Origin of the sequence: Paenibacillus haidiansis, assembly GCF_036553665.1 — a bacterium.
Taxonomy (GTDB): domain Bacteria; phylum Bacillota; class Bacilli; order Paenibacillales; family Paenibacillaceae; genus Fontibacillus; species Fontibacillus haidiansis.
Genome location: NZ_JAZHPZ010000006.1, coordinates 51,129 through 76,469, shown reverse-complemented (window position 1 = coordinate 76,469; position 25,341 = coordinate 51,129). Strand labels below are relative to the sequence as shown.

At 53.9% G+C, this 25,341-nt stretch carries 24 protein-coding genes, 1 pseudogene and 1 riboswitch; of the genes and pseudogenes, 21 read left to right on the top strand and 4 right to left on the bottom strand.

The features are described from left to right. Positions 1 to 5 precede the first annotated feature (5 nt). The 6 genes from V3851_RS13820 to V3851_RS13795 all read left to right on the top strand — a co-directional run bounded on the left by V3851_RS13820 (position 6) and on the right by V3851_RS13795 (position 4,538). Positions 6 to 1,217 carry an aminotransferase class I/II-fold pyridoxal phosphate-dependent enzyme gene (locus V3851_RS13820; protein ID WP_331847139.1) on the top strand — a complete coding sequence of 404 codons (1,212 nt, stop codon included), beginning with the start codon at positions 6 to 8 and terminating at the stop codon, positions 1,215 to 1,217. A 143-nt stretch (positions 1,218 to 1,360) separates the two neighbouring features. After that, positions 1,361 to 1,636 carry an aspartyl-phosphate phosphatase Spo0E family protein gene (locus tag V3851_RS13815; RefSeq protein WP_331847138.1) on the top strand — a complete coding sequence of 92 codons (276 nt, stop codon included), beginning with the start codon at positions 1,361 to 1,363 and terminating at the stop codon, positions 1,634 to 1,636. An 84-nt stretch (positions 1,637 to 1,720) separates the two neighbouring features. Next, on the top strand, positions 1,721 to 2,290 hold the full coding sequence (locus tag V3851_RS13810; protein WP_331847137.1) for a cob(I)yrinic acid a,c-diamide adenosyltransferase: 570 nt from the start codon (positions 1,721 to 1,723) through the stop codon (positions 2,288 to 2,290). After that, positions 2,287 to 3,243, top strand: coding sequence for an RluA family pseudouridine synthase (locus V3851_RS13805; RefSeq protein WP_331847136.1), 957 nt, complete (start codon positions 2,287 to 2,289; stop codon positions 3,241 to 3,243). Before V3851_RS13810 ends, V3851_RS13805 begins: the two co-directional genes overlap by 4 nt. Before the next feature lie 25 nt (positions 3,244 to 3,268). Further along, positions 3,269 to 3,637, top strand: a complete 369-nt coding sequence (locus V3851_RS13800; protein WP_331847135.1) for an arsenate reductase family protein — start codon at positions 3,269 to 3,271, stop codon at positions 3,635 to 3,637. 28 nt (positions 3,638 to 3,665) lie between these two features. Next, positions 3,666 to 4,538 (top strand): 5'-3' exonuclease, encoded by an 873-nt coding sequence (locus tag V3851_RS13795; RefSeq protein WP_331847134.1) that lies wholly within the window; start codon positions 3,666 to 3,668, stop codon positions 4,536 to 4,538. 11 nt (positions 4,539 to 4,549) lie between these two features. Here the strand turns inward: V3851_RS13795 and V3851_RS13790 are convergent. Both V3851_RS13790 and V3851_RS13785 read right to left on the bottom strand, forming a co-directional pair. Further along, a pseudogene (locus V3851_RS13790) lies at positions 4,550 to 5,399 on the bottom strand (catalase); the annotation flags it as partial. 282 nt (positions 5,400 to 5,681) lie between these two features. Then, positions 5,682 to 6,707, bottom strand: a complete 1,026-nt coding sequence (locus V3851_RS13785) for a substrate-binding domain-containing protein (protein WP_414859309.1) — start codon at positions 6,705 to 6,707, stop codon at positions 5,682 to 5,684. A gap of 110 nt (positions 6,708 to 6,817) precedes the next feature. Between V3851_RS13785 and modA the strand changes: the two genes are divergently transcribed. After that, positions 6,818 to 7,717, top strand: coding sequence for a molybdate ABC transporter substrate-binding protein (gene modA / locus V3851_RS13780; RefSeq protein WP_331847133.1), 900 nt, complete (start codon positions 6,818 to 6,820; stop codon positions 7,715 to 7,717). Between the two features lie 6 nt (positions 7,718 to 7,723). Further along, a complete protein-coding gene (gene modB, locus V3851_RS13775) occupies positions 7,724 to 8,392 on the top strand; it encodes a molybdate ABC transporter permease subunit (protein WP_331847132.1) in 669 nt (222 codons plus the stop codon). Here modB and V3851_RS13770 read toward each other — a convergent pair. Beyond that, a complete protein-coding gene (locus V3851_RS13770; protein WP_331847131.1) occupies positions 8,389 to 8,691 on the bottom strand; it encodes a DUF3055 domain-containing protein in 303 nt (100 codons plus the stop codon). The genes modB and V3851_RS13770 overlap by 4 nt on opposite strands. Positions 8,692 to 8,917: 226 nt before the next feature. On the opposite strand from V3851_RS13770, the gene V3851_RS13765 reads away from it, so the two are divergent. Further along, positions 8,918 to 9,928, top strand: a complete 1,011-nt coding sequence (locus tag V3851_RS13765; RefSeq protein WP_331847130.1) for an HRDC domain-containing protein — start codon at positions 8,918 to 8,920, stop codon at positions 9,926 to 9,928. Positions 9,929 to 10,006: 78 nt separating this feature from the next. On the opposite strand, the gene corA is transcribed toward V3851_RS13765, so the two are convergent. Next, entirely contained in the window at positions 10,007 to 10,942 is a 936-nt protein-coding gene (gene corA / locus V3851_RS13760; RefSeq protein ID WP_331847129.1) for a magnesium/cobalt transporter CorA, read from the bottom strand. Between the two features lie 433 nt (positions 10,943 to 11,375). Next, positions 11,376 to 11,505, top strand: a riboswitch (SAM riboswitch). A gap of 120 nt (positions 11,506 to 11,625) precedes the next feature. On the opposite strand from corA, the gene metA reads away from it, so the two are divergent. From metA to V3851_RS13700, 12 genes are all read left to right on the top strand, one after another. Then, the gene (metA, locus tag V3851_RS13755; protein WP_331847128.1) at positions 11,626 to 12,561 is read left to right on the top strand and encodes a homoserine O-acetyltransferase MetA; all 936 of its coding nucleotides are present in this window, start codon (positions 11,626 to 11,628) and stop codon (positions 12,559 to 12,561) included. A 26-nt stretch (positions 12,562 to 12,587) separates the two neighbouring features. After that, positions 12,588 to 13,772 carry a PLP-dependent transferase gene (locus V3851_RS13750; protein WP_331847127.1) on the top strand — a complete coding sequence of 395 codons (1,185 nt, stop codon included), beginning with the start codon at positions 12,588 to 12,590 and terminating at the stop codon, positions 13,770 to 13,772. Then, positions 13,769 to 14,932 carry a trans-sulfuration enzyme family protein gene (locus V3851_RS13745; protein ID WP_331847126.1) on the top strand — a complete coding sequence of 388 codons (1,164 nt, stop codon included), beginning with the start codon at positions 13,769 to 13,771 and terminating at the stop codon, positions 14,930 to 14,932. The genes V3851_RS13750 and V3851_RS13745 overlap by 4 nt, the downstream gene beginning before the upstream one ends. A 168-nt stretch (positions 14,933 to 15,100) precedes the next feature. Next, positions 15,101 to 16,237: a cyclic dehypoxanthinyl futalosine synthase gene (gene mqnC, locus V3851_RS13740; RefSeq protein WP_331847125.1), complete on the top strand. Its 1,137-nt coding sequence runs from the start codon at positions 15,101 to 15,103 to the stop codon at positions 16,235 to 16,237. Positions 16,238 to 16,344: 107 nt separating this feature from the next. Beyond that, positions 16,345 to 17,253 (top strand): putative sporulation protein YtxC, encoded by a 909-nt coding sequence (gene ytxC, locus V3851_RS13735; RefSeq protein WP_331847124.1) that lies wholly within the window; start codon positions 16,345 to 16,347, stop codon positions 17,251 to 17,253. A 396-nt stretch (positions 17,254 to 17,649) separates the two neighbouring features. Continuing rightward, positions 17,650 to 19,587 carry a threonine--tRNA ligase gene (gene thrS / locus V3851_RS13730; RefSeq protein WP_331847123.1) on the top strand — a complete coding sequence of 646 codons (1,938 nt, stop codon included), beginning with the start codon at positions 17,650 to 17,652 and terminating at the stop codon, positions 19,585 to 19,587. An 82-nt stretch (positions 19,588 to 19,669) separates the two neighbouring features. Then, complete coding sequence (locus V3851_RS13725; RefSeq protein WP_331847122.1) at positions 19,670 to 20,377, top strand: 3D domain-containing protein; 708 nt, start codon at positions 19,670 to 19,672, stop codon at positions 20,375 to 20,377. A 113-nt stretch (positions 20,378 to 20,490) separates the two neighbouring features. Beyond that, a complete protein-coding gene (locus tag V3851_RS13720; protein ID WP_331847121.1) occupies positions 20,491 to 20,652 on the top strand; it encodes a hypothetical protein in 162 nt (53 codons plus the stop codon). A 184-nt stretch (positions 20,653 to 20,836) separates the two neighbouring features. Further along, positions 20,837 to 21,796 (top strand): cell wall-active antibiotics response protein LiaF, encoded by a 960-nt coding sequence (gene liaF / locus V3851_RS13715; protein ID WP_331847120.1) that lies wholly within the window; start codon positions 20,837 to 20,839, stop codon positions 21,794 to 21,796. A gap of 4 nt (positions 21,797 to 21,800) precedes the next feature. Then, entirely contained in the window at positions 21,801 to 22,844 is a 1,044-nt protein-coding gene (locus V3851_RS13710) for a sensor histidine kinase (protein ID WP_331847119.1), read from the top strand. Next, positions 22,841 to 23,500, top strand: a complete 660-nt coding sequence (locus V3851_RS13705) for a response regulator transcription factor (protein ID WP_331847118.1) — start codon at positions 22,841 to 22,843, stop codon at positions 23,498 to 23,500. Before V3851_RS13710 ends, V3851_RS13705 begins: the two co-directional genes overlap by 4 nt. A gap of 167 nt (positions 23,501 to 23,667) precedes the next feature. Next, positions 23,668 to 25,320 (top strand): S1C family serine protease, encoded by a 1,653-nt coding sequence (locus tag V3851_RS13700; protein ID WP_331847117.1) that lies wholly within the window; start codon positions 23,668 to 23,670, stop codon positions 25,318 to 25,320. Positions 25,321 to 25,341: the final 21 nt, after the last annotated feature.

Sequence of the window (25,341 nt, the reverse complement as noted above, 5' to 3'; positions counted from 1 at the left end):
ATGTTATGAGCGTAAATTCACAAGGACAGGCACAGCAGACAGTCAGTTCGATGACTTCTTATCTGGCGCCGCGGGTTCGGGAAATTCAGCCCTCGGGTATAAGACGCTTTTTCGATCTTGCCAGCGGCAACAAAGATATTATTACGCTGGGGGTCGGGGAGCCGGATTTCATCACTCCGTGGCATGTGCGTGAGGCTTGCGTATACTCGCTGGAGCGCGGGTTTACCAGCTATACGAGCAATTCCGGGACGCCGGAGCTGCGCGAAGCGATCGCGGAATACTTATACAACAGCTATGAAGTCAAATATAACCCCAAGGATGAAGTCCTTGTGACCGTGGGTGCGAGCGAGGCCATCGATCTCGCTTTGCGGGCGCTGATCGTACCGGGAGACGAAATCCTGGTGCCCGCGCCGTGCTACATTTCCTATTCGCCGATCACCGAAATCGGCGGGGGCGTGCCGGTGGAAATCGAGACTTTCGCCCAGGACAATTTCAAATTGAAGCCGGAGCGGCTTAAGGCCAAAATTACGCCGAAATCCAAGGTGCTGATCCTGAATTACCCGAGCAATCCGACCGGCGGGATTATGAGCTACGAGGATTGGCTCCCGATCGCCAAAATCGTCGAAGAGCACGACCTCATCGTCATCTCCGATGAAATTTATTCCGAATTGACCTATGGAGAGAAGCATGTCAGCTTCGCCTCCATTCCCGGAATGAAAGACCGGACCATCCTGGTCAACGGCTTCTCCAAAGCATTTGCCATGACTGGCTGGCGCATGGGTTACGCCTGCGGCCACCCGGATCTTATCTATGCGATGCTGAAGATCCACCAATATACGGTGATGTGCGCTCCGGTGATGGGCCAGGTAGCGGCGCTGGAAGCGCTGAAGAACGGCTTGGAGGAGAAGGACCACATGGTTGAGTCTTACAATCAGCGCAGAAGATTGATCGTTCAGGGACTGCGGGATATCGGCCTCGACTGCCATGAGCCGCAGGGCGCATTTTACGCCTTCCCGAGCATTGAATCGACCGGCCTTACCTCCGAGGAGTTTGCCACCGGTTTGCTGCTGGAAGCCAAGGTAGCCGCGGTTCCCGGCAACGTGTTCGGCGCGGGCGGGGAAGGCTTCCTCCGCTGTTCCTATGCAACGAGCGTCAGCCAGATCAGCGAAGCGCTGCATCGGATGGGAGAATTCATCCATAAAGTGAAGCAAGGCTAAATACCAAGAGAAATTCCTGCACCCGGGAAAAGGGGCTAATGGGGCTAATTAACATTTCTTTCATATTCTAATTGAACACTGTCCTATTCGCATGGTATAATTGGATTTCGGAAGAGGCTCTATTTCTCAGGGAGGGATTACTTTTGGGTTGTGGTGAATACAATTTGCCTTACGAGACGGCCGGAATTGTGATTGCTGAAGGCAATGCATATAACCAATGGGTAGACGATAACAGTCAGAAGACTTCACCACAAGGTCATGGTCTTTCTTTGGAGGATGAAATTCATTTGCTTCGCAGTAAAATGGAGCGAATATTCCAGCAGGAAAATTCGTTTACTTCGGATATCGTTATCGAAATCAGCAGTTTGCTGGATTTGAAAATAAATGAATTTATGAGAATGAGCCAGAAGGGCAAATAAAGGAATTTCAAAGAAGATCCATCAGGGTCTTCTTTTTTTGAATCTATGGTATATTTGAAGAAAAAATAAAGGGGGCTTAAGCCTATGGCTATATATACAAGGACCGGAGACCAGGGGCAAACATCGGTAATTGGCGGAAGAGTCCATAAAGATGACGAGCGGGTTGAAGCGTACGGAACGATAGACGAGCTTAACAGTTTCGTCGGCCTGGCCATGAGTTACGCGGATGATACACTTTTTGCCGATTTGAAGGCGGACTTGGAGCAAATTCAGCAGGAATTGTTCGATTGCGGCTCGGATCTGGCGTTTGTCAGAGGGAACGAAGGCAGCTTTAAAGTCGGCTCCGAACCGGCGGAGCGCCTGGAATCCTGGATTGACCGGTATCAAGCCGAGAACCCGGTGATCGAAAAGTTTATTTTGCCGGGCGGCACCGCGCTCTCCTCGGCCTTGCACGTATGCCGGACGGTTTGCCGCCGGGCGGAACGCAGGGCGGTAACTTTAAGCCGGAAAGCCGATGTGAACTGGGAGGCCATCAAATATTTGAACCGTCTGTCCGACTTCTTCTTCGCCGCCGCGCGGACGGCCAATGTGCGCCAGAACACGCCGGATGTGGAGTATATACGCAGCAGGAAGGTGTTTCGTAATAAATCATGACCGATTATTATAATCCGATTTGCTATACGGTAACAGAGCAAGAAGAGGGATGGCTGCTGAAAACCGTGCTGCAGCACAAACTGGGCGTGTCCCGGAAGCTGCTGTCGCGTATCAAGCTCACGGAGCGCGGCGTCATGCTGAACGGGGAACGGGTGTTTATCAGCGTTCCGGTGAAAACGGGGGATCTTGTCTCCATTTCGCTGGAGACGGAAACTTCCGAGGATATTTTGCCGGAGCCGCTTCCTTTTGATATCGTGTATGAGGACGAAGCTTTACTTATTGTAAACAAAGCTCCGGGCATGATCGTCCATCCGACGCACGGCCATTATACGGGGACGCTGGCGAACGGGGTGGTGCATTACTGGCAGGAAAAGGGAGAGGAGTTCCGTTTCCGCCCGGTGCACCGGCTGGATCAGGAGACGAGCGGCCTTATCGCCATCGCGAAAAACGCGTATATCCACCAGCATATTTCCGAGCAGCTGATCGCGGGCGAAGTGACGAAGAAATATGCGGCGCTTGTGCACGGCTGTCCGGAGCCCCGGGACGGACGGATCGACGGGCCGATCGACCGTGATCCGCTGGAGCCGCATAAGCGCATCGTCACGGAGACCGGCTACCCCGCGCTGACCTATTACAAGGTCGCCGAATGTTACGGCCTCGGCTCTCTGGTCGAACTGCGGCTTGCGACAGGCCGGACGCATCAGATCCGGGTTCATATGACTTCGATCGGCCATCCGCTGATCGGGGACAAGCTGTACACACGGCAGGAGTCTCCGGAACCGGACAGACCGGGAATGACGGCCCTGGGGCTTGACGCGGCTATCGGCCGTCAGGCTTTGCATGCCGCGGAGCTGGGCTTCCGCCATCCTTTGACGGGACAAGACTTGCTGTTTCGGTCCCCGCTTCCGCAGGATATGGAATCGCTCAGGCTCAGGCTGCAAAGCGGGCGATAATAACTACCAGGAAGGAGAACGATCGATGAGCGAGCTGATCGTATATCATTATCCGCCCTGCGGCACCTGCCGCAAGGCCATCAAATATCTCGAAGGCCGGGGGCACCGGCTTGATTTGCGCAACATTAAGGAAACGCCGCCCGGCCCGGCCGAGCTTGCCGAAATGGTGGAGCTCAGCGGGCTTGAACTGAAGAAGTTTTTTAATACGAGCGGTGAAGTGTATAAAGAGATGGGGCTAAAGGACAAATTGCCGGGCATGTCCCGGGGGGAACAAATCGGGCTGCTCTCCGGAAACGGGATGTTGATCAAGCGCCCGCTCGTAACGGACGGGAACAAGATTACCGTAGGCTTTAAGGAAGAGACGTATGACCAAGTGTGGGGAAGCGGCAAATAGATTTTGAATTTGAATTGGGGAGATCGATTTGGAAACAACAAATAAAAAAGTGATGTTAGTGGACGGGATGGCCTTGCTTTTCAGAGCGTTTTACGCGACCTCGTATTCGGGGTATATCCGCAAGACCAGCACCGGAGTGCCTACCAATGCCGTTTACGGGTTTATCCAATACTTCTTTGATGCGATAAATACCTTTAATCCGACGCATGTCGTTTGCTGCTGGGATATGGGCAGCAGTACGTTTCGTACCGAAACCTACAGCCAGTACAAGCAAAACCGCGCCGAAGCTCCGCTTGAACTTCAGCCGCAATTCGGCTTGGTTAAAGAGGTGGTGGAAGCGATGGGGGTGCCCAATATCGGTTTGGCGGGTTATGAAGCGGATGATTGTATCGGCACCCTGTCCAATAGACTCCAGGCAAACTCCGAGGTTTTGATTCTAACTGGAGACCATGACATGCTTCAGTTAATCACCGAGAACGTGAAAGTAATAATTATGAATAAAGGGCGGTCCAATTACACCCTATACGATTTGGACACGCTCTTTGCCAGTAAGCAGCTGACGCCGGTTCAGGTCATCGATCTGAAGGCGTTTATGGGAGATACGGCGGATAATTATCCCGGTGTCAAAGGGATCGGCGAAAAGACGGCCCTTAAACTGATCAGCGAATACAAATCCATCGAGGGCTGCCTTGAAAGCCTGGATCAGCTTCCCCAAGGCGTCCGCAAAAAAATAGAGGATAATCTCGAGATGCTGCATCTTTCCAGAGATTTGGCCCGTATCCGGCTCGATGTCCCCGTGGAATGCGAGCTGGAGCAGTGCGGTTGGAATTTGCGGCGCGAGGAAGCGGCCAGAAAATTTGATGAGCTGGAGTTCGGGGGGCTAGTCAAGCTCCTCGGCTAGTCCCAGTCCGTCTAACCCTTCTTTTGCTGTTGAAGTCGGCGGGCAACCCCGGCGCCCAATTCCGGCGAGGCATTATGCAGATAGCTTAGCACCGTGCTTTGCGTGGCAGGCGATATGCCGGCAAGATCGGCCGCTAGATTATCGACCAGGTGTTCCTGCTGCACGGGGGACAGACCGCGATAATATTGACCCGCTTGGGCGAAATTATCGGATTTGGGCAGGTCGGATCTGACGAGATGACCGGCTACGTATCTGCCTTCGCCGCTGGTCTGCAGCAAACCGGGCGACCAGTTTTCCTGATGGTTGATCGGAATTTTGCGGAAATCGGGCCCGAGCCGGCGGCGCTGCGAATCCCAATAAATATTTGCGCGCCCTTGCAGCATTTTATCGTCCGATGACTCCGCGCCGTCAAGAAGATTGGAAGGGGAGAAGGCGATTTTCTCGACCTGTTCCATATAATTATCCGGATTGCGGTTCAATACCAGCCGTCCGACCGGATGCAAAGGATACTATCGCGTCCCTGACGGAAAAGACGGGGATATGATTGCAGAGCAGATCAAAAATTCCTTATTCCGTGTAGAACTTCGTGGAAAATCCCCGTACATTGCGCGACGTATCCGGGGTGCCTTTATTGCTGACGGCAAGAGAAAACCTCACGGTGACGGGGACCCGTTGTCCGGGATGCTGAACAAAGCATAGCTTCGTATATCGCGCCATGGAATTCACGGTCTCAAAGTACCCGAACGCACCGTAACCTTTTACATGCACGGGTCTTTCGATAATTTTGCTGTGTACAAAAGTTTCGAGTGTTTCATGCAAAATATTATCCTGCTCCAGCACGGGACCCCGTTCTCCGACGGTTGCGAATGAAGGGCGCCCGGCAGATCGATCGCCGCCCATTGTGCCGGGGTCGGACCGGGGATGCGTTCATTTTGCGCCTCATCCTGAGATGGCCCCTGCTCCGCGGCACCTTGGGAAAACTTATTGTTGTCCATGAATCAACCTCCCATTCAAGTTCCTGACGCATTATTGTGTATGCTCTTCCCGCGGCAATTATGAACAAATGCAAAAAGCAGCAGGCCCGCTAGGCAAGCGGGTCCGCTGCTTTTTTTTGCGAATTCATCATGTCCATGGGGATATCCTTTAATCCGCTTCAAAGAATACGGATGACTCCCCTTCGGTATCGTACAGGATTTTCCCGGTCAGCGACAGATCGTAACCCTGAATTGCAGCAAGCTCCTGCCGGAATTCGGGGGATTGCAGCGTTTGCATGAGCTGCCGGATCCAAACGTTGTTTCTTTCCGACTTCAACATAACCAGATCGTATCTCTCTTGAATCAGAGGAATGAATTCGACGGTGCTAACCAGCGATACCGCATGCTCGATGCCTACCCCGACGTCGGCCTGGCCGGACGCGACTTTTCCGGCTACGGCGAGATGGCTCGTTTCAATATCTTCGTATCCCTTGAGCCCATAACGGCGAATGCCGGAAAGCCGCAATTGCTCGTCGAGCAGCACCCGGGCCCCGGAGCCGATCTCGCGGTTGATCAGCTTGACGCCGGGGCGGCCCAGATCGGCCCAGGTCTTCAACTGCTTCGGGTTTCCCATGGGAACGTATAATCCGGCATTGCGCTGAAGCAAATTGACCACAATGTAGGAATGGCCGGTCAAGATTTTGTTGATATAGGGAATATTGTACTCTCCGGTGCTTCCGTCCAGCAGGTGGGTGCTGACGATATCGCTTTGTCCGCGGTACATGGACACGAGACTGTCCAGGCTTCCGTCATGCGAGCGCAAGGGGCGCAAACCCGGATTCTCGCGTTCAAGATGTTTGGCCAGCAGGTCCAGGCTGAAATCCTGACCGGTAATCACCAGCGTTCCGGGCAGGCGGGAATGGCCGGATGAGGCTGCGCCAAAGGGAGATTCATCCTTGCGGGAATCCGATGAGGTCACCGCTGAAGCCGGTTCAGCGGGCTGTGGGACGGGGGTAACGGCCGCTCCGCTTTTGGCCTGCTTTTTATACTGTTCCAGGTCACCAGCGTCCACGCGCATTTGTTTCCCTACCCGGTAGGCGGGAAGCTTACCTTTTTTAATAAGATCGTATACGGTTAATTTGGATACCTTCAACAACTTGGCGACTTCCTCGGTGGTATAGGAGATTTCGTTCATAATGAGCCTCCACATGACAAATTTATGTCTAATTATAATTAGTTATATTCAAATATATCTAAATATAATAGAATAAGAAAAGAAAATTATTACATATTGGGAGTGGGTATATGAAAATTATGCAAAAGTTTTTGAACCGCAGCAGATTCCTGCCGATGCTGCTATTGCTGGCCGTCGCATTGTCGGCCTGCGGCAGCGCTGCCGATAATGCGGCGACCAACGCCGCCGATAATGCCGCCGCTAACGCTGCCAATAATGCCGTAGCCGAGAACGGCGGCGCGGGTAATCAGCAGGCGGACACAGATCCGCAAAGCCAGGTTGAACTAACCATATCGGCTGCCGCAAGCCTCAAGGACAGTCTGGAGGAGATTACCGCAGCTTATGAAAAAGAGCATGAGAACGTTAAGCTCACGATGAACTTCGGAGCGTCGGGGACCCTGCAAAAGCAAATTGAGCAAGGCGCTCCCGCCGACCTGTTCCTCTCCGCCGGACAGAAACAGATGACCGCGCTGATCGACGGTAATTTCGTCACCGCGGACAGCAAGATCGATTTGCTGCGCAATCGCCTGGTCCTGATCGTTCCGTCCGATGCCGCAACCGTGCCCGAATCAATGGATGCCTTGAAAGACGCCGGCTTCGCCCAAATCGCGGTCGGAGAACCGGAAGTCGTTCCGGCCGGTACCTATACGAAGGAATCGCTCGAGAACGAGCAATTATGGGATGTTCTCCAGCCGAAAATGGTGCTGGCTAAGGATGTGACCCAGGTGCTGACTTATGTAGAGTCCGGAAACGCCGACGCCGGATTTGTCTACGAGAGCGATGCGAAGCTTTCGGATAAAGTGAAAACGGCGCTTGTGGTCGATGAGGCGAGCCACTCTCCGATCATTTATCCCGCAGGGATTGTGGCAGCCACCAAACATTCCGACGAAACCGCCGAGTTTCTGCAGTATTTGCAAACCGCCGAAGCTCGCGATGTGTTCGTGAATCACGGATTTACCGTTACCGAGTAAGGCGCCATGGAACGGAGCGATTTTTGGTCGCCTGTCGGTCTATCCTTGAAAGTATCGCTGCTGGCGGGCATTATCGCTTTCCTGATTGCGGGTTATATCGCCTGGCTCATGTCCGGTAAGAAATTTTGGGGCAAAACGATTGTGGAGACGATATTTATGCTGCCCATGGTTTTGCCCCCAACGGTGGTAGGCTTCCTGCTGCTGGTGGCGTTTGGCCGCCGCAGTCCGATCGGCAAGCTGTTTGAAGCCCTGGCCGGGATGCCGATTGTATTCAGCTGGGGAGCCGCCGTGTTGTCCGCGGCCGTCGTCGCTTTTCCGCTGGCGTATCAATCGGCCAAGGCGGGATTTCTGTCCATCGACAAGGACTTGCTGTCGGCCGCCAGGTCGATGGGCGCTTCCGAGTGGAAGGTATTGTGGTGGATCGCGATACCGCTTGCCCAGCGCACCCTGATGACCGCGTTCGTGCTCGCCTTTACGCGGGCGCTCGGCGAATTCGGCGCCACATTAATGATCGCCGGCAATATTCCCGGGCGAACCCAGACGCTGCCTACGGCGATTTATATGGCGGTGGAATCCGGCGAGACTTCGTCCGCCTGGGCTTGGGCCGGCCTAATGATCCTGATGTCTTTCCTGCTGCTCGCTGTCTTCGGTCCGCGCACCGAACGCGAGCTCTAATCGGTGAAGTAGGCATCCCCGACGACCTGAATCAAAAAGGTGCGAAGCTCGCCGCTTTCCTCTTCGTTCAGGTTGAATACGGATTCCAGATAGCCTTCTTCCTCAAGATCGTCGGTACCCAATATGGCCGTTCGGCCGGATTGCAGATCGGTCACGAGCTTTTTCCCGTAAAAACGGTTGGTGGTGGTCACCGCCAAATCGAAACGTTTGAGGGAACCTCCGATAAAGGTGACGAATCGGGTCGAAGTACTCTCCGTGCTGTCGGACAAAAAGTCTAGCTCATGATTGCGTTCGGTCATATAAAGGCCTCCTTGGATACTTGTCGTCTTCTGTCATTATAGCCGAAAACGGAAAGCGCGGGGAATCGGATAATGATTGACAGCCGCGGGAAAAATGGTATGATTAGGAATAACAGTATACGACTAGGGGAAGCACCTCTCTTGATATGTTCAAGAGGGGTGCTTTTTTGCGTCTTTCTTTGGATTGTAACAGTCGTAACTGAAAGCGTTCAAGGAGGGGAAATTAATGCGGATGGTTTTTTTGAACAGCCTGGAGCGGAAGGAAAGCGGCGCGATATGCGGAAGCGCCCAGGTCTGGATCGGCGAAGAGGACGGCGTTTGGCGCATGGGCTGGAACGAAAACGACGGGGAAGGAGAGCGCGAAACGATCTGGTATGAGGGCTGCTCTTGGTCGGAGATGCTGCATGTCTACCGACACCGCCTGGTCGTCAAACTAAGCGAAGGCTACCGCCCGGTCGTTGAAGGGATATGGGACGAGCGGGAGGAACTGCAAAGACGAGGGATGGGGGCGCAGAAGCTGATTTGCTACAGCGAGCTGCATGAGAATGAAGCTCTGTATAACGAGCTTTGCGTCTGGCGCCGGAAGAAAGCGGCCTCCGCCCGCAAAGCCCCGTACCTGATTGCCAGCAACCGGCTGCTGCGGCTGGTCAGCGTGTTCCGGCCGCAATCGGTCGAGGAGCTGCTGCAGCTTCCGGGCTTCGGGGAAGCGAAAGCCGGCGAATTCGGCGCCGAGCTGCTTGAAATGACGCAAAGCCCCGGCGGTGAACGCCCGGGCCCGTTCCCACTGGATTGGGTGGAGCGGGAAATCGACGAGGAGGTGTTCCGCTCCTGGATGTATAAACAGAAAGAAGCGAAGCTGCGCCAGGAAATGGTGAAATTCAGCCTGCGCCGCCAGATACTAGAGGCGCTGGCCCAGGGGCTGAATCTGGAGGGGCTCTGCGAACGGACGGGGCTGGAACGCCGGGAGGCGGTCGAATGGCTGGAAGTATTGGAAAAAGAAGGATACGTCACGGAGTCCTTGATCCGCTTGGAGCTCGCGGAAATGCCGGATGACGAGCAGCAGGCGGTATGGCAGGCATTCGAAGAGCTTGGCGACAGCTTCCTGAAGCCGGTGCTGCAGCGGGTATATGACCAGGAAAGAATCGAACGGGGCGGATTGGACCAGCTCTATGAGAAGCTCCGTCTGCTGCGCATTTCGTACCGACGCCACAAGGAGAACACGCCGAAAGCGGTATAACTGCTAGAGAGCGGACAAAAGCGCCGGCTGCCCTCAAGCCCTAACTAACGGGCTGCGGAGTAACCGGCGCTGCCGTGTTCAAATCCAGTCGCGTTTGCGGAATATATAATACATCACGGCGCCAAGCGCGATCATGATGCCGATGACGACATAATAACTGTATTTCCAATGCAGCTCGGGCATATTATCGAAATTCATACCGTAGATTCCGGTGATTAGAGTAAGCGGAATAAAAATCGTCGTAATCGCCGTAAACACGCGCATGATTTCATTCGCCCGGTTGGCGATGGCCGCTTGGTAGGCTTCGCGCAAGTTCCCGATCAGCTCGCGGAACGTATCGAAGTTTTCCGAGATTTTCACGGCGTTCTCATAAATATCGCTGAAATATTTTTGCAGTTGATCGTCGATCAAGCGCAGATCCTTTTTATTTAATACATTGATGACTTCCTTTTGCGGACCCAGCACTTTTTTGAGCCACAGAATTTCGCTTCGCAGTCCGATAATTTCGTTCAGATGCGAACGCTTCGTATGGATAAGAATATCCTCTTCGAGCTTCTCGATCTTCGCTTCGATCCGGTCGCCGACGATGAAATAATTGTCGACCACCAGGTCGATGAGATAATAAAGGAACCGGTCGGGCTCGTTGACCTCCTGTTCCCAGAGGATCGGCTTGACGGCCCGAAGCTCGTTGATCTTTTGTTTGGTCACCGTAATGATATAATGCCGGCCCAAGAAAATATTCAGCGCCCGCAAGAATATTTCCTCATCGTCATAGCGGATGCTGTTGACCACAATAAAGTAATGATTTTCGTACGTTTCGATCTTTGGACGCTGCTCTTCTTCGGTGAGGCAGTCCTCCACCGCGAGATCGTGCAGCGAGAACAGCGGCTGCAGCTCCTCCAGATCATCGACGCCGGCATCGATCCAATAAAAGCCTTCCTCCGGCGGCGTAGTTGCCAGCTCCACATCTTCCACCGGCGTAAATACGCCGGAGACCACATGACGGATTTTCATACGATTCACTCTCCCTTTCCGGCCGAACCAGCAGCCGGATATGCTGTTGTCGGTTCTTTTGACTTGGCATAAGGAAAAGGATCGGGAGGGCCTGGAGAACGCAGAAAAAGGCGTTTATGAAAACACCGGGAAAAGAAAGTGCCCGCGTTGCTCGCGAAGGCGCCTGCTGATCGGTTTCCTATGCGGTTGTTGCTTCAAAACGGCAGACTGCGGACTCGGGTCGCCTTCCATTCGCGGATTCACCTCTTTGCCATCGGTTTATGATTAAACAAGCCTTAAAACACTTGTCTAGTATAACGCCGGGGCATCAAAAGTTTCAAGCCAAAAAGTTGGGGACAAAAAGGGCAGGGCGGCTTGTTAATTTAGTAATTTCATGTATAATGAAAACAGCAAATTAAAATTTGAATCAACACAATTGAATATCAAGTCGATTTTCTTATCAAGAGCAGGTGGAGGGACTAGCCCGATGATACCCGGCAACCGGCGATACGTCGCACGGTGCTAATTCTTGCAGAGCTGTTGAGCGGCATACCCGTATGCTCACGGCCTCTGAGAGATGAGAGAGGCGCATTCAGGATAAATGATGACCTTTCTCTAAAGTGAGTAAGGTCTTTTTCTTGTTTATGTCCGCTTTCAGCAGGATGAAAATCGAAAGCACAATTGTCAATAAAGGAGTGAACCTGATGCCGATTAAAGTACCGGATCATTTGCCGGCGAAAGAAGTGCTTGCGGGCGAAAATATTTTCGTCATGGATGAGAGTCGGGCATACCACCAGGATATTCGTCCGCTCAGAATCGCGATTCTGAACCTGATGCCGACCAAGGAAACGACGGAGTCGCAAATTTTGCGCTTATTGGCCAATACGCCGCTGCAGGTGGAAATCGTCCTGCTTCGCCCGCGGTCCCATACCTCCAAAAATACTTCCGCAGAGCATTTGGAGACGTTCTATAAAACCTTCGACGAGATTAAGAGCCGCCGCTTCGACGGCATGATCGTGACGGGCGCCCCGGTCGAGCAGCTGGAATTCGAAGAGGTCAATTATTGGGAAGAATTGAAGGAGATCTTCGAGTGGAGCAAAAGCTACGTCACCTCGACGATGCACATCTGTTGGGCCTCCCAAGCGGGGCTTTACTATCACTATGGCGTCCGCAAAATCCCGCTCTCCAAAAAATGCTTCGGCGTGTTCTCGCATGTGGTGAACAACCCGCACGTCAAGCTGTTGCAAGGATTTGACGATGTCTTTCAAGTTCCCCATTCCCGGCATACGGATGTGGCCAGAGAGGATATCGAACGAAATCCCGAACTGGAAATTTTGGCCGAGTCGGAGGAAGCGGGCATTTATCTCGTCGCGTCGCGCGACGGCAAGCAAATATTCGTCACCGGTCACTCGGAATACGATCCTTGCTCCCTGAAATGGGAGTATGACCGCGATATCGCCAAAGGCCTTGAGATCGACCTGCCGGTCCATTACTATCCGAACGACGATCCTACCAAAACCCCGGCTTCGACCTGGAGATCGCATGCAAACTTATTATTCTCCAATTGGCTGAATTACTATGTGTACCAAGAAACACCCTATGATATAGACGAGATGGCCGAATTTATTTATCAAATCTAGAGTCGAAAAATGTGGAGGGGAAAGTAGTGGCAGACAAGAAATGGCATTTGGAAAGCATACTGGCGCAAATCGGTTCGGTTGAAGAGCCGGTGACGGGGGCCGTAAACTACCCGATTTTCCAGGCGACCGCGTTTAGACATCCGCGGCTCGGACAGAGCACCGGATTCGATTATGCCCGCACCAAGAGTCCGACGCGGACTGTGCTTGAAGAGGCGTCCGCCCGGCTTGAATGCGGGGATGCCGGCTTTGCGTGCAGCTCCGGCATGGCTGCGCTGCAAACGGTATTCAGCCTGTTCTCGCAGGGAGATCATCTCATCGTATCGCTCGATTTGTACGGCGGGACCTACCGCCTGCTTGAGAAAATTTTGTCCAGATTCGGAATTTCCGCTTCCTATGTGGATACGAATGACCTGGACAGTCTGGAGCAGGTGCGTAAAGTCAATACGAAGGCGGTCTTCATCGAAACGCCGACCAATCCGCTGATGATGATTACCGATCTTGAAGCGGTAAGCATCTGGGCCAAGCGGCACGGGTTGATCACCGTCGTTGACAACACGCTGCTGACTCCTTATTTTCAGCGTCCGTTGGAACTCGGCGCGGATATCGTCGTCCACAGCGCATCGAAATATCTGGGCGGACACAACGATGTCCTGGCCGGCCTGATCGTGACCAAAGGGGAAGAATTGTCCCGCGAGATCGGGTTCCTGCACAATTCGATCGGCGCGGTGCTGAGCCCCTCCGACTCCTATCAGCTTATGCGCGGCATGAAGACTCTGGCACTGCGGATGGAGCGGCATGAGAGCAACGCGCTTGCCGTTGCCGAATATTTGCTCTCGCATCCGCAAATCGCCGAGGTGTTCCATCCGGGTCTGCCGGACCATCCGGGTCATGAAATCCAAAAGAAGCAGGCAAGCGGAAACACCGGGATCTTTTCCTTTAAAGTTACCGACGCCCGGTACGTTGAGCCGGTGCTGCGGCATTTGCGGCTGATCGCTTTCGCCGAAAGTCTGGGCGGCGTGGAATCGCTGATGACGTATCCGGCCGTGCAGACACATGCCGATATTCCGGCGGACATCCGCGAAGCCATTGGGGTTGATGATCGGCTGCTTCGCTTCTCGGTCGGCATCGAGCATCCGGACGATTTGATCGCGGATTTGGGCCAGGCGCTGGAGGCGGCGCGGCTTGAAGTCGAAGGAGGAGAGGCGAAATGAGCAAGGGCAACGGCGGCAACCATCAATTCGACACCAAGCTGATTCATTTCGGCGGCGAACTGGACCCCGCGACCGGAGCGTCCAGCGCGCCGATCTATCAGGCTTCGACATTTCATCATCACGATATTTTCAATCCGCCGGAGTTTGATTACAGCCGGTCGGGGAATCCGACGCGGCAAGCGCTGGAGGATTATATCGCCGTTTTGGAAGGCGGCGCGGGCGGATACGCGTTCGCCAGCGGCATGGCGGCGATCTCGACGACTTTCATGCTGTTCTCGGCGGGCGATCATCTCATCGTGACGGAGGATGTCTACGGCGGTACATACCGGCTGCTCACCAATATTTTGAGCCGGCTGAATATCGAAACGACATTCGTCGATATGACGGACCCGGATGCCGTGAAGGCGGCGCTTAAGCCGAACACGAAAGGCGTGTACATGGAGACGCCGTCCAATCCGACGCTGAAAATTACCGATATCGGCTTGATCGCGGCATGGGCCCGCGAGCACGGTCTGCTCAGCATCGTCGACAATACGTTCATGACGCCGTATTATCAGCGGCCGATCGAGCTCGGCGTCGACATCGTGCTGCACAGTGCGACGAAATTCCTCGGCGGGCACAGCGACGTGCTGGCCGGGCTGGCCGTCGCGCGGACCAAAGAGCTCGCGGACCGGCTGAAATATGTCCAGAACGGGCTCGGCACCGTGCTCGGCGCCCAGGATTCCTGGCTGCTGATGCGGGGCATGAAGACGCTGGGCGCCCGGATGGCGCACAGCGAGATCAGCGCCCGCAAGCTGGCCGACTGGCTAAACCGGCGTGAGGATATCGCCGCCGTGTTCTACCCCGGCCTGCCGGAGCATCCGGGCCGGGAAGTTCAAGAGCGGCAATCGACCGGCTACGGCGCGGTCGTCTCGTTCGACGTCGGCTCGGGCGAGCGGGCGAAAGAGGTGCTTAGCCGGGTCAAGCTGCCGCTGGTGGCCGTCAGCCTCGGCGCCGTCGAAAGCATTCTTTCTTACCCGGCCATGATGTCGCACGCGTCCATGCCGGCGGAAGTGCGGCAGGAACGCGGCATCACCGACGGACTCTTGCGCTTCTCCGTCGGTCTGGAGGATATCGGCGACCTCATCGCCGACCTTGAACAGGCGCTGCAGCCGCGTTAAATTCTTATTGGCTAGGACAGCACCCGGGAAACCGGGTGCTGTTTTCGTGGAGAAAACGAAATGTTACAGGGGTTATTTTCCGCGGGTAATTATGGTACGATTGATCATATTGGACTTTTTGGAAATGTTGTGAACATTTTTGCGAATACAAGGGAGGCAGCAAAACATATGACTGCGATAGACAAAATTTTAGACAAGGCGCTGCAAGGGGAACGCCTCGACCTTGAAGACACGGTGACGCTGTTTGAATCGGACGAAGTGGAGAAAATGGGGCATGCCGCCAACATTTTGATGGAGCGGAAGCATCCCGAACCGATCGCGACTTTCGTGATCGGCCGCAATATCAACTACACGAACATTTGCGACGTGTACTGCCGTTTCTGTGCTTTTTACCGCCGCGTCGGCTCGGAGGAAGGCTATGTGCTGCCGGATGAAGTTATTTTTCAAAAGATCCAGGAGACGATCGATGTCGGCGGCACTGAAATTTTGATGCAGGGCGGTACCAACCCGAACCTTCCGTTCAGCTATTACACCGATCTGCTCAAGGCGATCAAAGTCAGATTCCCGGACATTACGATGCACTCCTTTTCCCCCGCGGAAATTTTGAAGATGAAGGAAGTTTCGGACGGCCTGTCCCTGGAAGAAGTGCTGCGCCAAATTCACGCGGCCGGCTTGGACTCCTTGCCCGGCGGCGGAGCGGAAATTCTCGACGACCGCACCCGGCGCAAAATCAGCCGTTTGAAGGGCTCCTGGCGCGACTGGATGGATGTCATGCAGACCGCTCACCGTATCGGCATGAACACGACCGCGACGATGGTGATCGGGTTCGGCGAATCGATGGAGGAGCGCGCGCTGCATTTGCTCCGCGTCCGTGAGGCGCAGGATGAATGCCTGCAGAACGGCTATCCGTCGGAAGGCTTTCTAGCCTTTATTCCGTGGACATTCCAACCGGACAACACGAATTTGAAAGCGGAGCGCCAGACGCCGGAGTCCTATCTGAAAACGGTGGCGATCAGCCGGCTCGTGCTTGACAATATCAAAAACCTGCAGTCCTCCTGGGTGACGATGGGACCGGAGGTCGGCCGGCTTAGCCTGCAATACGGCTGCAACGATTTCGGCAGTACGATGATTGAGGAAAATGTGGTTTCCTCGGCCGGAGCGACGCATAAAGTGAATATCGAATCGATACTGTCCATCATCCGTTCGGCGGGCAAAACCCCGGCGCAGCGGAACACGAAATACGAAATTTTGCGCGTATTCGATCAGGATGCCAGCATCGAACGCGACTTCATTATGCAAAACTGATCCGGGTCAAGTCCTGGTAATACTGGCTATCATTCCATAAGCCCTGCCCGTATATCCGTATCCTTCCCGCCATATACTTTGGGAAAGAAACGAAAGGGGGAGGACTTATGGATTTTTTTTCGCTGCGCGTCGGGATGGACGGAACGTTCTCGGCAGAAAAGTTCCTTGATTATATTTGCTCCGCCGGAAGATCTGTACATAAAGACGGTGCCGGAGCGAATCTCCGTTATTCGGTGACGGGGAATACGTTGACTATGACGGTTCAAGTCTCCGGACGGGATACGGCAAAGCAGAAACAATCAATCATCGATGACCTCGCCCTGGGAATGGCCTCTTTTATTATCGATGTCCATGAGACTCGCTTGGCCGTAAATATCGTGTCTAAACGATATTCATTCTCTTCGCGGGAAGAGAGGCTATCGGTGGAGCAAAGCTTCCGCAACCTGCTGACCGGCTCGGAGGAAGGCGATATTGCGGCAAGAAGAAGGCGGATGAGAGGGATTGTCAGTGCCCTTGGCGAATATTTGCAGGATCATGATTATCTCGATCTTGACGGATTTATCTCTTTCCGGCTGGCGGATTACATGGATGAGCTGCGGGAAACGGTCGATATGGCCGTAGAGGAATATTTGCTTGACCGGCAATATGAAGAATTCATCCACCTGCTGCAGTATTTTGTTCATTTCCAGGAGCCGCTGACTCCGCTGATTCATTTGATGCATAAGGAAGACCGGGAATTCAGCATTCTGAACGAGCAGTTCGCCAAGATCAGCACGCCCCCGCCGGGCGGAGTCATCGCCAAAATCGCGGATCAGGAGATGGAGATGGAGGACATGGTTGTCAGCAGTCTGATCTCTTTGTCCCCCGACCGGATCATCATTCATACGCTTCATCCCGACGCTCAGATTATAGCCACGATCAGGCGGATCTTCGGCGACCGGGCCGAGCTTTGCCTGGGCTGCCCGCATTGCCGGCCGTTTCATCAGGAAGCCCGGCGCCGGGATCAGGGGACCTAGGCGATAGGCGTTCTTGACGATATTTGGCGCAAGGGATATAATTACACATATTCAATATTCACATTTGAAGCAAAAGCGTCGACAAAGACATGAACCAGAAATGCGAACACCCGCAGAGAGAGGGAACACGGCTGAAATTCCCTTGTGCTTCGGTTTTGGTTTACCCCTTTGTAGCTGCGCTCCCGAACCAGAGCCTGGGCAGTGAAGTCAAGGCCACAGTAGGGAACGCCGGTTCATTGCCGTTACATAATGCCGAATAAGGGTCGTTCCTTGCGTCAAGGCAAGGTACGCCGAATGAGGGTGGAACCACGGGTAAATAACGCTCGTCCCTTTCCGGGGCGGGCTTTTTTTGTTGTCCGTTTCCGGGCCAATAATCACTATAGGGAGGAAAAGACAGTGGCAATCAAGGTATCTTTGCCGGACGGCTCGGTCCGGGAGTATGCGGAAGGAAGCAACCTCGCCGATGTGGCGGCTTCCATCAGCAGCGGCCTGCGCAAAAACGCGGTAGCCGGAAAAATCAACGATAAAGCGGTGGATCTGAATACGGTGCTGGAAGACGGCGCGAAAGTGGAAATTATCACGCTCGATTCCCAAGACGGTTTGGAAATTATGCGTCACAGCACGGCCCATTTGATGGCGCAAGCGGTGAAGCGGCTGTTCGGCAACAAGGAAGTGAAGCTTGGCATCGGTCCGGTCATCGAAGACGGCTTCTATTACGATATGGATTTGGAGCATCCGCTCAATCCGGAAGACTTGCAAAAGATCGAGAAAGAGATGGAACGGATCATCGGCGAAAATCTGCCGATTACCCGCCGGGAGGTCAGCCGGGAGGAAGCGGTGGCGATCTTCACCGAGCTCGGCGACCCGTATAAGCTTGAACTGATCCGCGATCTGCCGGAAGACAGCGTGATTTCTATCTACGATCAAGGCGAATTTTTCGATCTTTGTCGCGGGCCGCACTTGCCTTCCACCGGAAAAATCAAGGTGTTCAAGCTGCTCAGCGTCGCCGGCGCTTACTGGCGCGGCAACAGCGACAACAAGATGCTGCAGCGGATTTACGGAACGGCGTTCCTTAAAAAGGCCGATCTGGACGAGCATCTGCGCCTGCTGGAGGAAGCGAAGAAGCGCGACCACCGCAAGCTGGGCAAGGAACTCAGCATTTTCACATTCAATAATCTCATCGGGCAAGGGCTGCCGATCTGGCTGCCTAAAGGCGCTACGCTGCGCCGGACACTGGAGCGTTATATCGTCGATATCGAAGAAAGCCTCGGTTATCAACATGTTTATACTCCTGTGCTCGGAAACGTCGATTTGTATAAAACCTCCGGCCACTGGGATCATTATCAGGACGATATTTTCCCGAAAATGACGGTCGATAACGAGGAATTTATTCTCCGTCCGATGAACTGCCCGCACCATATGATGGTCTACAAAAGCGATCTGCGGAGCTACCGCGATCTGCCGATCCGCATCGCCGAGTTGGGGATGCAGCACCGTTATGAAATGTCCGGCGCATTGACGGGCTTGCACCGGGTGCGTTCCATGACCCTGAATGACGCGCATATTTTCTGCCGTCTCGATCAGATCAAAGACGAATTTAAACGCGTGCTTGCCTTGATCGACCGGGTATATAGCGATTTCGGCATTAAGGAATACCGGTTCCGCCTGTCCTACCGCGATCCGCAGGATACGGAGAAATATTTCCAAGACGACAATATGTGGAACACCGCTCAACGCATGCTGCGCGAGGTTGTGGAAGAGGCGGGCCTGCCGTTCTTTGAAGCCGAAGGCGAAGCGGCCTTCTATGGACCGAAACTGGATGTACAGGTGAAAACCGCGCTTGGCAAAGAAGAGACTTTGTCGACTATCCAAATTGACTTCCTGCTGCCGGAACGTTTCGAACTGGAATACGTCGGCGACGACGGTCAGAAACACCGTCCGGTTGTGCTGCACCGCGGCATCCTCGGCACGATGGAACGGTTTACCGCCTTCCTGCTGGAGAATTTTGCCGGCAACTTGCCGCTCTGGTTGTCTCCGGTTCAAGCCAAGGTTATCCCAGTATCCGGCAACTTCGACGAGTATGCCCGCACCGTCGAAGATAAATTGCGCGCCGGCGGCATCCGCGTGGAAAGCGATCTTCGCAACGAGAAGCTCGGCTACAAAATCCGCGAAGCGCAGCTCGAAAAGATTCCTTACATGTTCGTAGTCGGGGAAAACGAGCAAAGCGGCGGCACCGTCTCCGTCCGTAAACGCGGCGAGGGCGATCTCGGCGCGAAGGCGCTGGATGAGGTGCTAGCGCTTTTGCAGGACGAAATTCGCAACCACGTAATTTAACCGGCTTTTGACCGGCAAATAAATATCAGGTATAAACTTCGGCGCATGTGGAAACCCTTCGGAATAAGGGGGAGGTTTTCATATGCGCCAATTTAATTTGTGGCGGAGAATCGCGGTAAGTTTTACGCTGGCGGTTTTCCTGATCCAAGGCATCGCGCATGATGTCAAGATTCATGCCGATCAGGATCAAATCCTATTGAGAAACCAATATGACCAATACGTATATCATGAATACCGGGAGCAAATCCTGCGGGAAGCGCTCGCGTCGAAGTCGGAAGCGGATAAGGCGAGGCAATTGGCCATGGCCCGGACGCTGATTCTGGAGCGGAAGGACAACCAGGAAAAGCAGAAAAAAGCGGCTCCAAAAAGTTATAAGACGGTAAAGGTGCTGGCAACGGGCTATACGGCCGGTTACGAATCTACAGGCAAGCGGCCCAATCATCCGCAATACGGGATTACTTATTCCGGGGTGAAAGTCCGCCGGGATAAAGACACGATATCGACGATTGCCGCCGATTTAAAAGTTTTTCCGATCGGAACGATTCTTTATATTCCCGGCTACGGGTATGGCGTTGTGGCGGATAAAGGATCGGCGATCAAGGGCAACAAGATCGATCTGTATTTCGCTACGACCAAACAGGTTTTCAAAGAATGGGGCAAGAAGGAAGTTGAGGTCCAGGTCATTCGCAAGGGAAACGGCAAGCTGACGGAAACGATGCTGAGCAAGCTCGGCAAAGTGATGGAGGTCAGCAAGGAAATCCCTGACAATGTTTGGGATCAAATCATTTGATTTGGCCGCATAATTTACTTTTCCCGAAAGCATATTAATTGATGGGTCGTCAATCAAGGCCCGTAACAGGCGCTCGGGCAATGGGCGCCTTATGCAAAGGGAGGTGAAATCTCGTGCCAAAACAAAATAATAATAAGGCAGCAGCTTCTCCGGGCTATAAGACACCGAACGAGAAGTACAATGAGGAGTTTGCCGAAGAATCCATGGCGACGGTTGCTCAAAAAGCGAAGGCTTCCCGCAATGCAGCCAACCAAGGCTCCCAAAATCAGCAATAACATGACATCGAAGACGCCTTCTTTCCACGCTAATGTGGTTGGAGGCGTCCTTTTATTTACATAAAATGTAAAACAACTCCGTCCGGAGACCGAGACAAGGTTCCATCCCGCGCCGCTGTTGCATCCATGCCGATTGCGTTAAACTGGATACAATCAAACAGGTTTGAAGATGGAGGGAATTGCAATGAGAAGCGCATTATGGGGACGCATCCTGTGGGGACTGGTACTGATCGGCTGCGGCGTACTGTTTTTATTGAACCAGCTCGGGATTACGGATCTTAGCCTGGGGTATCTGTTTTCCACCTTTTGGCCGGTATTCCTGATCCTGGCGGGACTAACGCAAATCGCAAGCGGTAATTGGAGAGGCTCAAGCTTCTTCGGCAACGCCATACTGATCATTATCGGCGGGTACTTTCTGGCCAGAAATCTCGATTACATCTCGTTGTCGCCGGGCGACTTCTTTAAATTTTTCTTCCCGGTTCTGCTGATTATCGGCGGGCTCGGGGTGCTGTTTAAACCGGCCAGCGGCAAGAAGCAGTGGAAGGAACCCGAGTTCCCGCCTCCGCCTAAGGCTCCGCCGGTTCCGCCGGTTCCGCCGATTCATGATTTCCCGGAAATGGAGTCGCCGCTGGATTCGATTTTTGGTGACATGGAGAAAAATAAGACCCCGAAAGAAGATCATACACCACCCAAATTCAAGCACGACAAATCCTATTACGGTTCGTTCGGGATGGGAGCGGGCGGCGCGTCCGGCGGCAAGCGGGAAACGCTCAATAAATCGGGATTTATCGGCGATGTCCATCTGGGGCAGGATTATTTCGAGCTGCATCCGATGAATATCTCTCATTTTATCGGCGACACGATCATCGATTTGACGAAGGCGCAAATCCCGTACGGGGAGACGAAAATTAACGTATCTTCATTCGTCGGCGATGTTAAGGTGTTTATTCCGGAGGATATGGATATCGGAATTTCCGCTTCTTCAAGCGCTTTTATCGGCGATTTGAAGGTGCTGAGCCGGAAAGAGGGCGGCTTCATGACCAATGTCCAGGCGGAGTCTCCTTATTATAATGAAGCCAGCAAGCGGGTGAAGCTGGTCGTTAACGTATTTGTCGGCGACGTGAAAGTGAACATGGTGGGCTAAGCTTATGATCGTGCAGCGGATCTTGAAAAATACGAAATGGGAGCTGTTGCTCTTCTTCCTGCTTACGGGCGGTTTGGGGGCGATAGCTCTTTATATCGGCAGCGCGGCCGGAGTTATTGTAATCCGTAATCCTCGGATATGGGTTTATAATATCGCGGCCGTCGCTGCCGTGGCGCTGATCATCGGTTATGTGGCCGGCCGCCGCATTCAGGGGCGGATCGACCTGCTCCATCTGAACATGCTGCAGGTGGCCAAGGGAAATCTGTCCGTGCGTATGCCGGAAACGGCGGATCAAACCTTTGCCGGGCTGTACCGGGAATTCAACAATATGACCGATGCGATGGAAAAAAAGATGCAGCTTCTGCAGCAGTTCGGCGAGCAGGAAGTGATCGAAAAGGAACAGGCCGCGGAAAAGGCCGTGCTGGAAGAACGCCGGAGGCTGGCCCGCGATCTGCACGATACGGTCAGCCAGCAGCTGTTTGCGATTCATATGGCGGCCTCTTCGCTGCCCAAGGTGCTGGAAAATAACGAGCAGCAGGCGCATACGGTCATGAACCAGTTGATCTTGATGTCCAATACGGCTCAGAAGCAGATGCGGGCGCTGATCGCCCAGCTCCGGCCGATGGAGCTTGTCGGCAAGACGCTGGCCGAAGCGCTCGATCAGTGGTTCCCCGACTACTGCCGGCAGAACGGGCTGAAGGGGATCAAGGATATGGAGCTTTCGGGCGAGATGTCCGAGGCGAAGGAGCACCAATTGTTTTTGATCATCCAGGAGGCGATGGCGAATATCGTCAAACACGCCGGGGCCAAGCTGGTCAGCCTGTCGCTGCGGGAGGGTCCGCGGGTAGTGGTGCTCAGCATCAGCGACGACGGCCAGGGGTTCAGCAGCACTTATCAGAAGCAGGGGTCCTACGGGCTCACCACGATGAAAGAACGGGCGGAGAAGCTCGGCGGCCACGTCGAAATTATCAGCAAACCCGGCGCCGGTACGACGATCAGGGTACATATTCCGAAGTTCGAGGAAAGCAAAAGGGGAGAACGGGAATGAGCGAATCGATCAAAGTGATGATCGTGGACGACCACGAGATGGTACGGATGGGGCTAAAAACGTACTTGATGCTGGATCCGGGATTCGAGGTTGTCGCCGAAGCCGGAAACGGGGAGGAAGCGGTCCGGCTATTGGAACAAGGCATATCGCAAGGCCAGCCGGATATTATTTTGATGGACCTGATGATGCCGGTCATGAACGGAGCCGAGGCGACCAAAGAAGTGCTCAGCCGGTTTCCAGGCATCAAAATCGTGATTCTGACCAGCTTTCTGGAAGACGAGCTCGTCGTCCAGGCCGTGGAATCGGGTGCCGTCAGTTATGTGCTGAAGACGGTGTCGGCTGAAGAACTGATTTACGCGCTGCAGGGGGCTTACCGCGGGATGCCCGTAATGACAGGCGATGTCGCGCAAGCCTTGACCCGGGGGCTGCGCCAGCGGAATGTACAGGGAGATAAATCCGGGATGACCGAACGGGAAAAGGAAGTGCTGCTGCTGATTGCCGAGGGCAAGAGCAACAAGGACATCGCCGAGGAATTGCATATCAGCACCAAGACGGTCAAGACGCATGTCAGCAATCTGCTGATGAAATGCGAGCTGGAAGACCGGACCCAGCTGGCGATATACGCCCACAGGCAGGGCTGGGTCCAACGCCAATAATGTTCGTTTGGGTATGGAATTTTTTGCGGGATTATCTTTAAATAACCCTCTTTTCTGCTTTTATCTTCTTTTTAATTGTTTTTAAGGTACGCTTAAGGTTTATAGTACAAAATAAAGACAAGAAAACAAGATACCCCTGCCGGACAGGGGAAGGAGGGTTAATCACCATGGATGAGGAAAGATTCAAATCGGGTCAACCTTTCGGGGATGACAATCATAACAACAATTCCAATGACAATAGCACGGAAAGATCCCGGCAATCGGAAGGTTCCGGCTCATCATATTATTATTCGTACGGGCCGTTCCAATCGTACGGCAAGGACGGCGAGAACAGCGGCGGCACAAGTTATTCCTCCGATCGCGGGCAGCACGAAGAGGTCGAGATCACGAAGCCTCAGCCGGTCCGGCCGATTCCGACGGCTTACGATTCGCTGAGCGGACTGGGCGGAGGAGCCAACGGAGCCAACGGGGACGGGAAGAGCGCCGCACCGGGCAAAACATCCGGCAATTGGCAGTTCAACAACAAACCGCCGAAGAGAACGTCCTTCAAATCGGTAATGGCCGGCGTTCTGGCAGGCATGCTGCTTATGGGCGGAGCGATGTACTTTGCGGACCGCGAGAACCTGTTTACTCCGGACCAGGCGGCTTCGGCGGTAACGTCATCGACCTCGAACGGCGGAGGGACGCAAAGCGGTTCGTCCTCCAAAGCGACGCAGGCTTTGTACCCGGTAACGGAATCGGGGGATGTGACGAATGTCGTTGAGCAGGCGGGCCCCGCAGTCGTCAAGATCGAGACTTTGGTGAAATCGAGCAAGCAGAGCGCGGGCAGCTCGAACCCGTACAGTAGCGATCCGTTCTACCGTTATTTCTTCGGTGACGATTACGGCAGCTACGGCGGATCGGGCAACGGCGGTCAAGGCTCCTCTTCGGGAGGCGACCAATTGGTGCCGACGGGAATCGGTTCCGGTTTTATCTTTGACAAAACCGGGTATATCCTGACCAACGAGCATGTCGTGCACGAAGCCGACGTGGTACAGGTTACGGTGCAGGGCACCGAGAAGCCTTACGAAGCCAAGGTGCTCGGCACAAGCTATGAGCTGGACCTGGCCGTATTGAAAATTGAAGGCGACGGCAATTTCCCGACGATTCCGCTCGGCGATTCCGACAGCACGCAAGTCGGCGAATGGCTGGTGGCCATCGGCAACCCGCAAGGCTTTGACCATACCGTCACGGCAGGGGTGCTGAGCGCCAAGGAACGCGGCGGCATCACCATCCAGGGCGAAAACGGCGAAGCGGACCGGGAATACGAGCATTTGCTGCAAACCGACGCTTCGATCAACCCCGGGAACTCGGGCGGCCCGCTGCTGAATCTTAACGGCGAAGTCGTCGGGATTAACGTGGCCGTGAGCTCGGATGCGCAAGGGATCGGGTTTGCGATTCCGACCAGCACGATTAGCGAAGTGCTCGACAAGCTGAAAAATAACGAAGAAATTCCGAAGAAGCCGGTTCCGTTCATCGGCGCTACCCTGATGACGATGTCGGATGAAGTCGCCAAGCAAATGGGTACGGACGTGAAAGAAGGCTCGGTTGTAACCAATATTGTCTTCAAATCGCCGGCCTATAATGCGGACCTGCGCCCGTACGACATCATCACCGGTGCGGACGGCAAGGCGTACGCCACCAAGGAAGCGTTAATCGAGTACATTTCGGCACAGGAAGTCGGTAAAGAGGTTACATTTAACATCGTTCGCGACGGCAAGAAAATGGATCTGAAAATCAAGATCGGCGACAAGAACGAATACAGCAACCTTATCGAGTAACCGGAACATTATAGTCGGCAC

What these genes read in the sequence shown, in the direction of transcription:
- V3851_RS13765 (WP_331847130.1), top strand. Translation starts at nt 8,918, where the DNA reads ATGCGGATGGTTTTTTTGAACAGCCTGGAGCGGAAGGAAAGCGGCGCG.
- V3851_RS13705 (WP_331847118.1), top strand. Translation starts at nt 22,841, where the DNA reads ATGAGCGAATCGATCAAAGTGATGATCGTGGACGACCACGAGATGGTA.
- V3851_RS13725 (WP_331847122.1), top strand. Translation starts at nt 19,670, where the DNA reads ATGCGCCAATTTAATTTGTGGCGGAGAATCGCGGTAAGTTTTACGCTG.
- corA (WP_331847129.1), bottom strand. Translation starts at nt 10,942, where the DNA reads ATGAAAATCCGTCATGTGGTCTCCGGCGTATTTACGCCGGTGGAAGAT.
- ytxC (WP_331847124.1), top strand. Translation starts at nt 16,345, where the DNA reads ATGGATTTTTTTTCGCTGCGCGTCGGGATGGACGGAACGTTCTCGGCA.
- V3851_RS13820 (WP_331847139.1), top strand. Translation starts at nt 6, where the DNA reads ATGAGCGTAAATTCACAAGGACAGGCACAGCAGACAGTCAGTTCGATG.
- V3851_RS13810 (WP_331847137.1), top strand. Translation starts at nt 1,721, where the DNA reads ATGGCTATATATACAAGGACCGGAGACCAGGGGCAAACATCGGTAATT.
- mqnC (WP_331847125.1), top strand. Translation starts at nt 15,101, where the DNA reads ATGACTGCGATAGACAAAATTTTAGACAAGGCGCTGCAAGGGGAACGC.
- V3851_RS13800 (WP_331847135.1), top strand. Translation starts at nt 3,269, where the DNA reads ATGAGCGAGCTGATCGTATATCATTATCCGCCCTGCGGCACCTGCCGC.
- modA (WP_331847133.1), top strand. Translation starts at nt 6,818, where the DNA reads ATGAAAATTATGCAAAAGTTTTTGAACCGCAGCAGATTCCTGCCGATG.
- metA (WP_331847128.1), top strand. Translation starts at nt 11,626, where the DNA reads ATGCCGATTAAAGTACCGGATCATTTGCCGGCGAAAGAAGTGCTTGCG.
- V3851_RS13805 (WP_331847136.1), top strand. Translation starts at nt 2,287, where the DNA reads ATGACCGATTATTATAATCCGATTTGCTATACGGTAACAGAGCAAGAA.
- V3851_RS13785 (WP_414859309.1), bottom strand. Translation starts at nt 6,707, where the DNA reads ATGAACGAAATCTCCTATACCACCGAGGAAGTCGCCAAGTTGTTGAAG.
- V3851_RS13770 (WP_331847131.1), bottom strand. Translation starts at nt 8,691, where the DNA reads ATGACCGAACGCAATCATGAGCTAGACTTTTTGTCCGACAGCACGGAG.
- V3851_RS13745 (WP_331847126.1), top strand. Translation starts at nt 13,769, where the DNA reads ATGAGCAAGGGCAACGGCGGCAACCATCAATTCGACACCAAGCTGATT.
- V3851_RS13700 (WP_331847117.1), top strand. Translation starts at nt 23,668, where the DNA reads ATGGATGAGGAAAGATTCAAATCGGGTCAACCTTTCGGGGATGACAAT.
- liaF (WP_331847120.1), top strand. Translation starts at nt 20,837, where the DNA reads ATGAGAAGCGCATTATGGGGACGCATCCTGTGGGGACTGGTACTGATC.
- V3851_RS13710 (WP_331847119.1), top strand. Translation starts at nt 21,801, where the DNA reads ATGATCGTGCAGCGGATCTTGAAAAATACGAAATGGGAGCTGTTGCTC.
- modB (WP_331847132.1), top strand. Translation starts at nt 7,724, where the DNA reads ATGGAACGGAGCGATTTTTGGTCGCCTGTCGGTCTATCCTTGAAAGTA.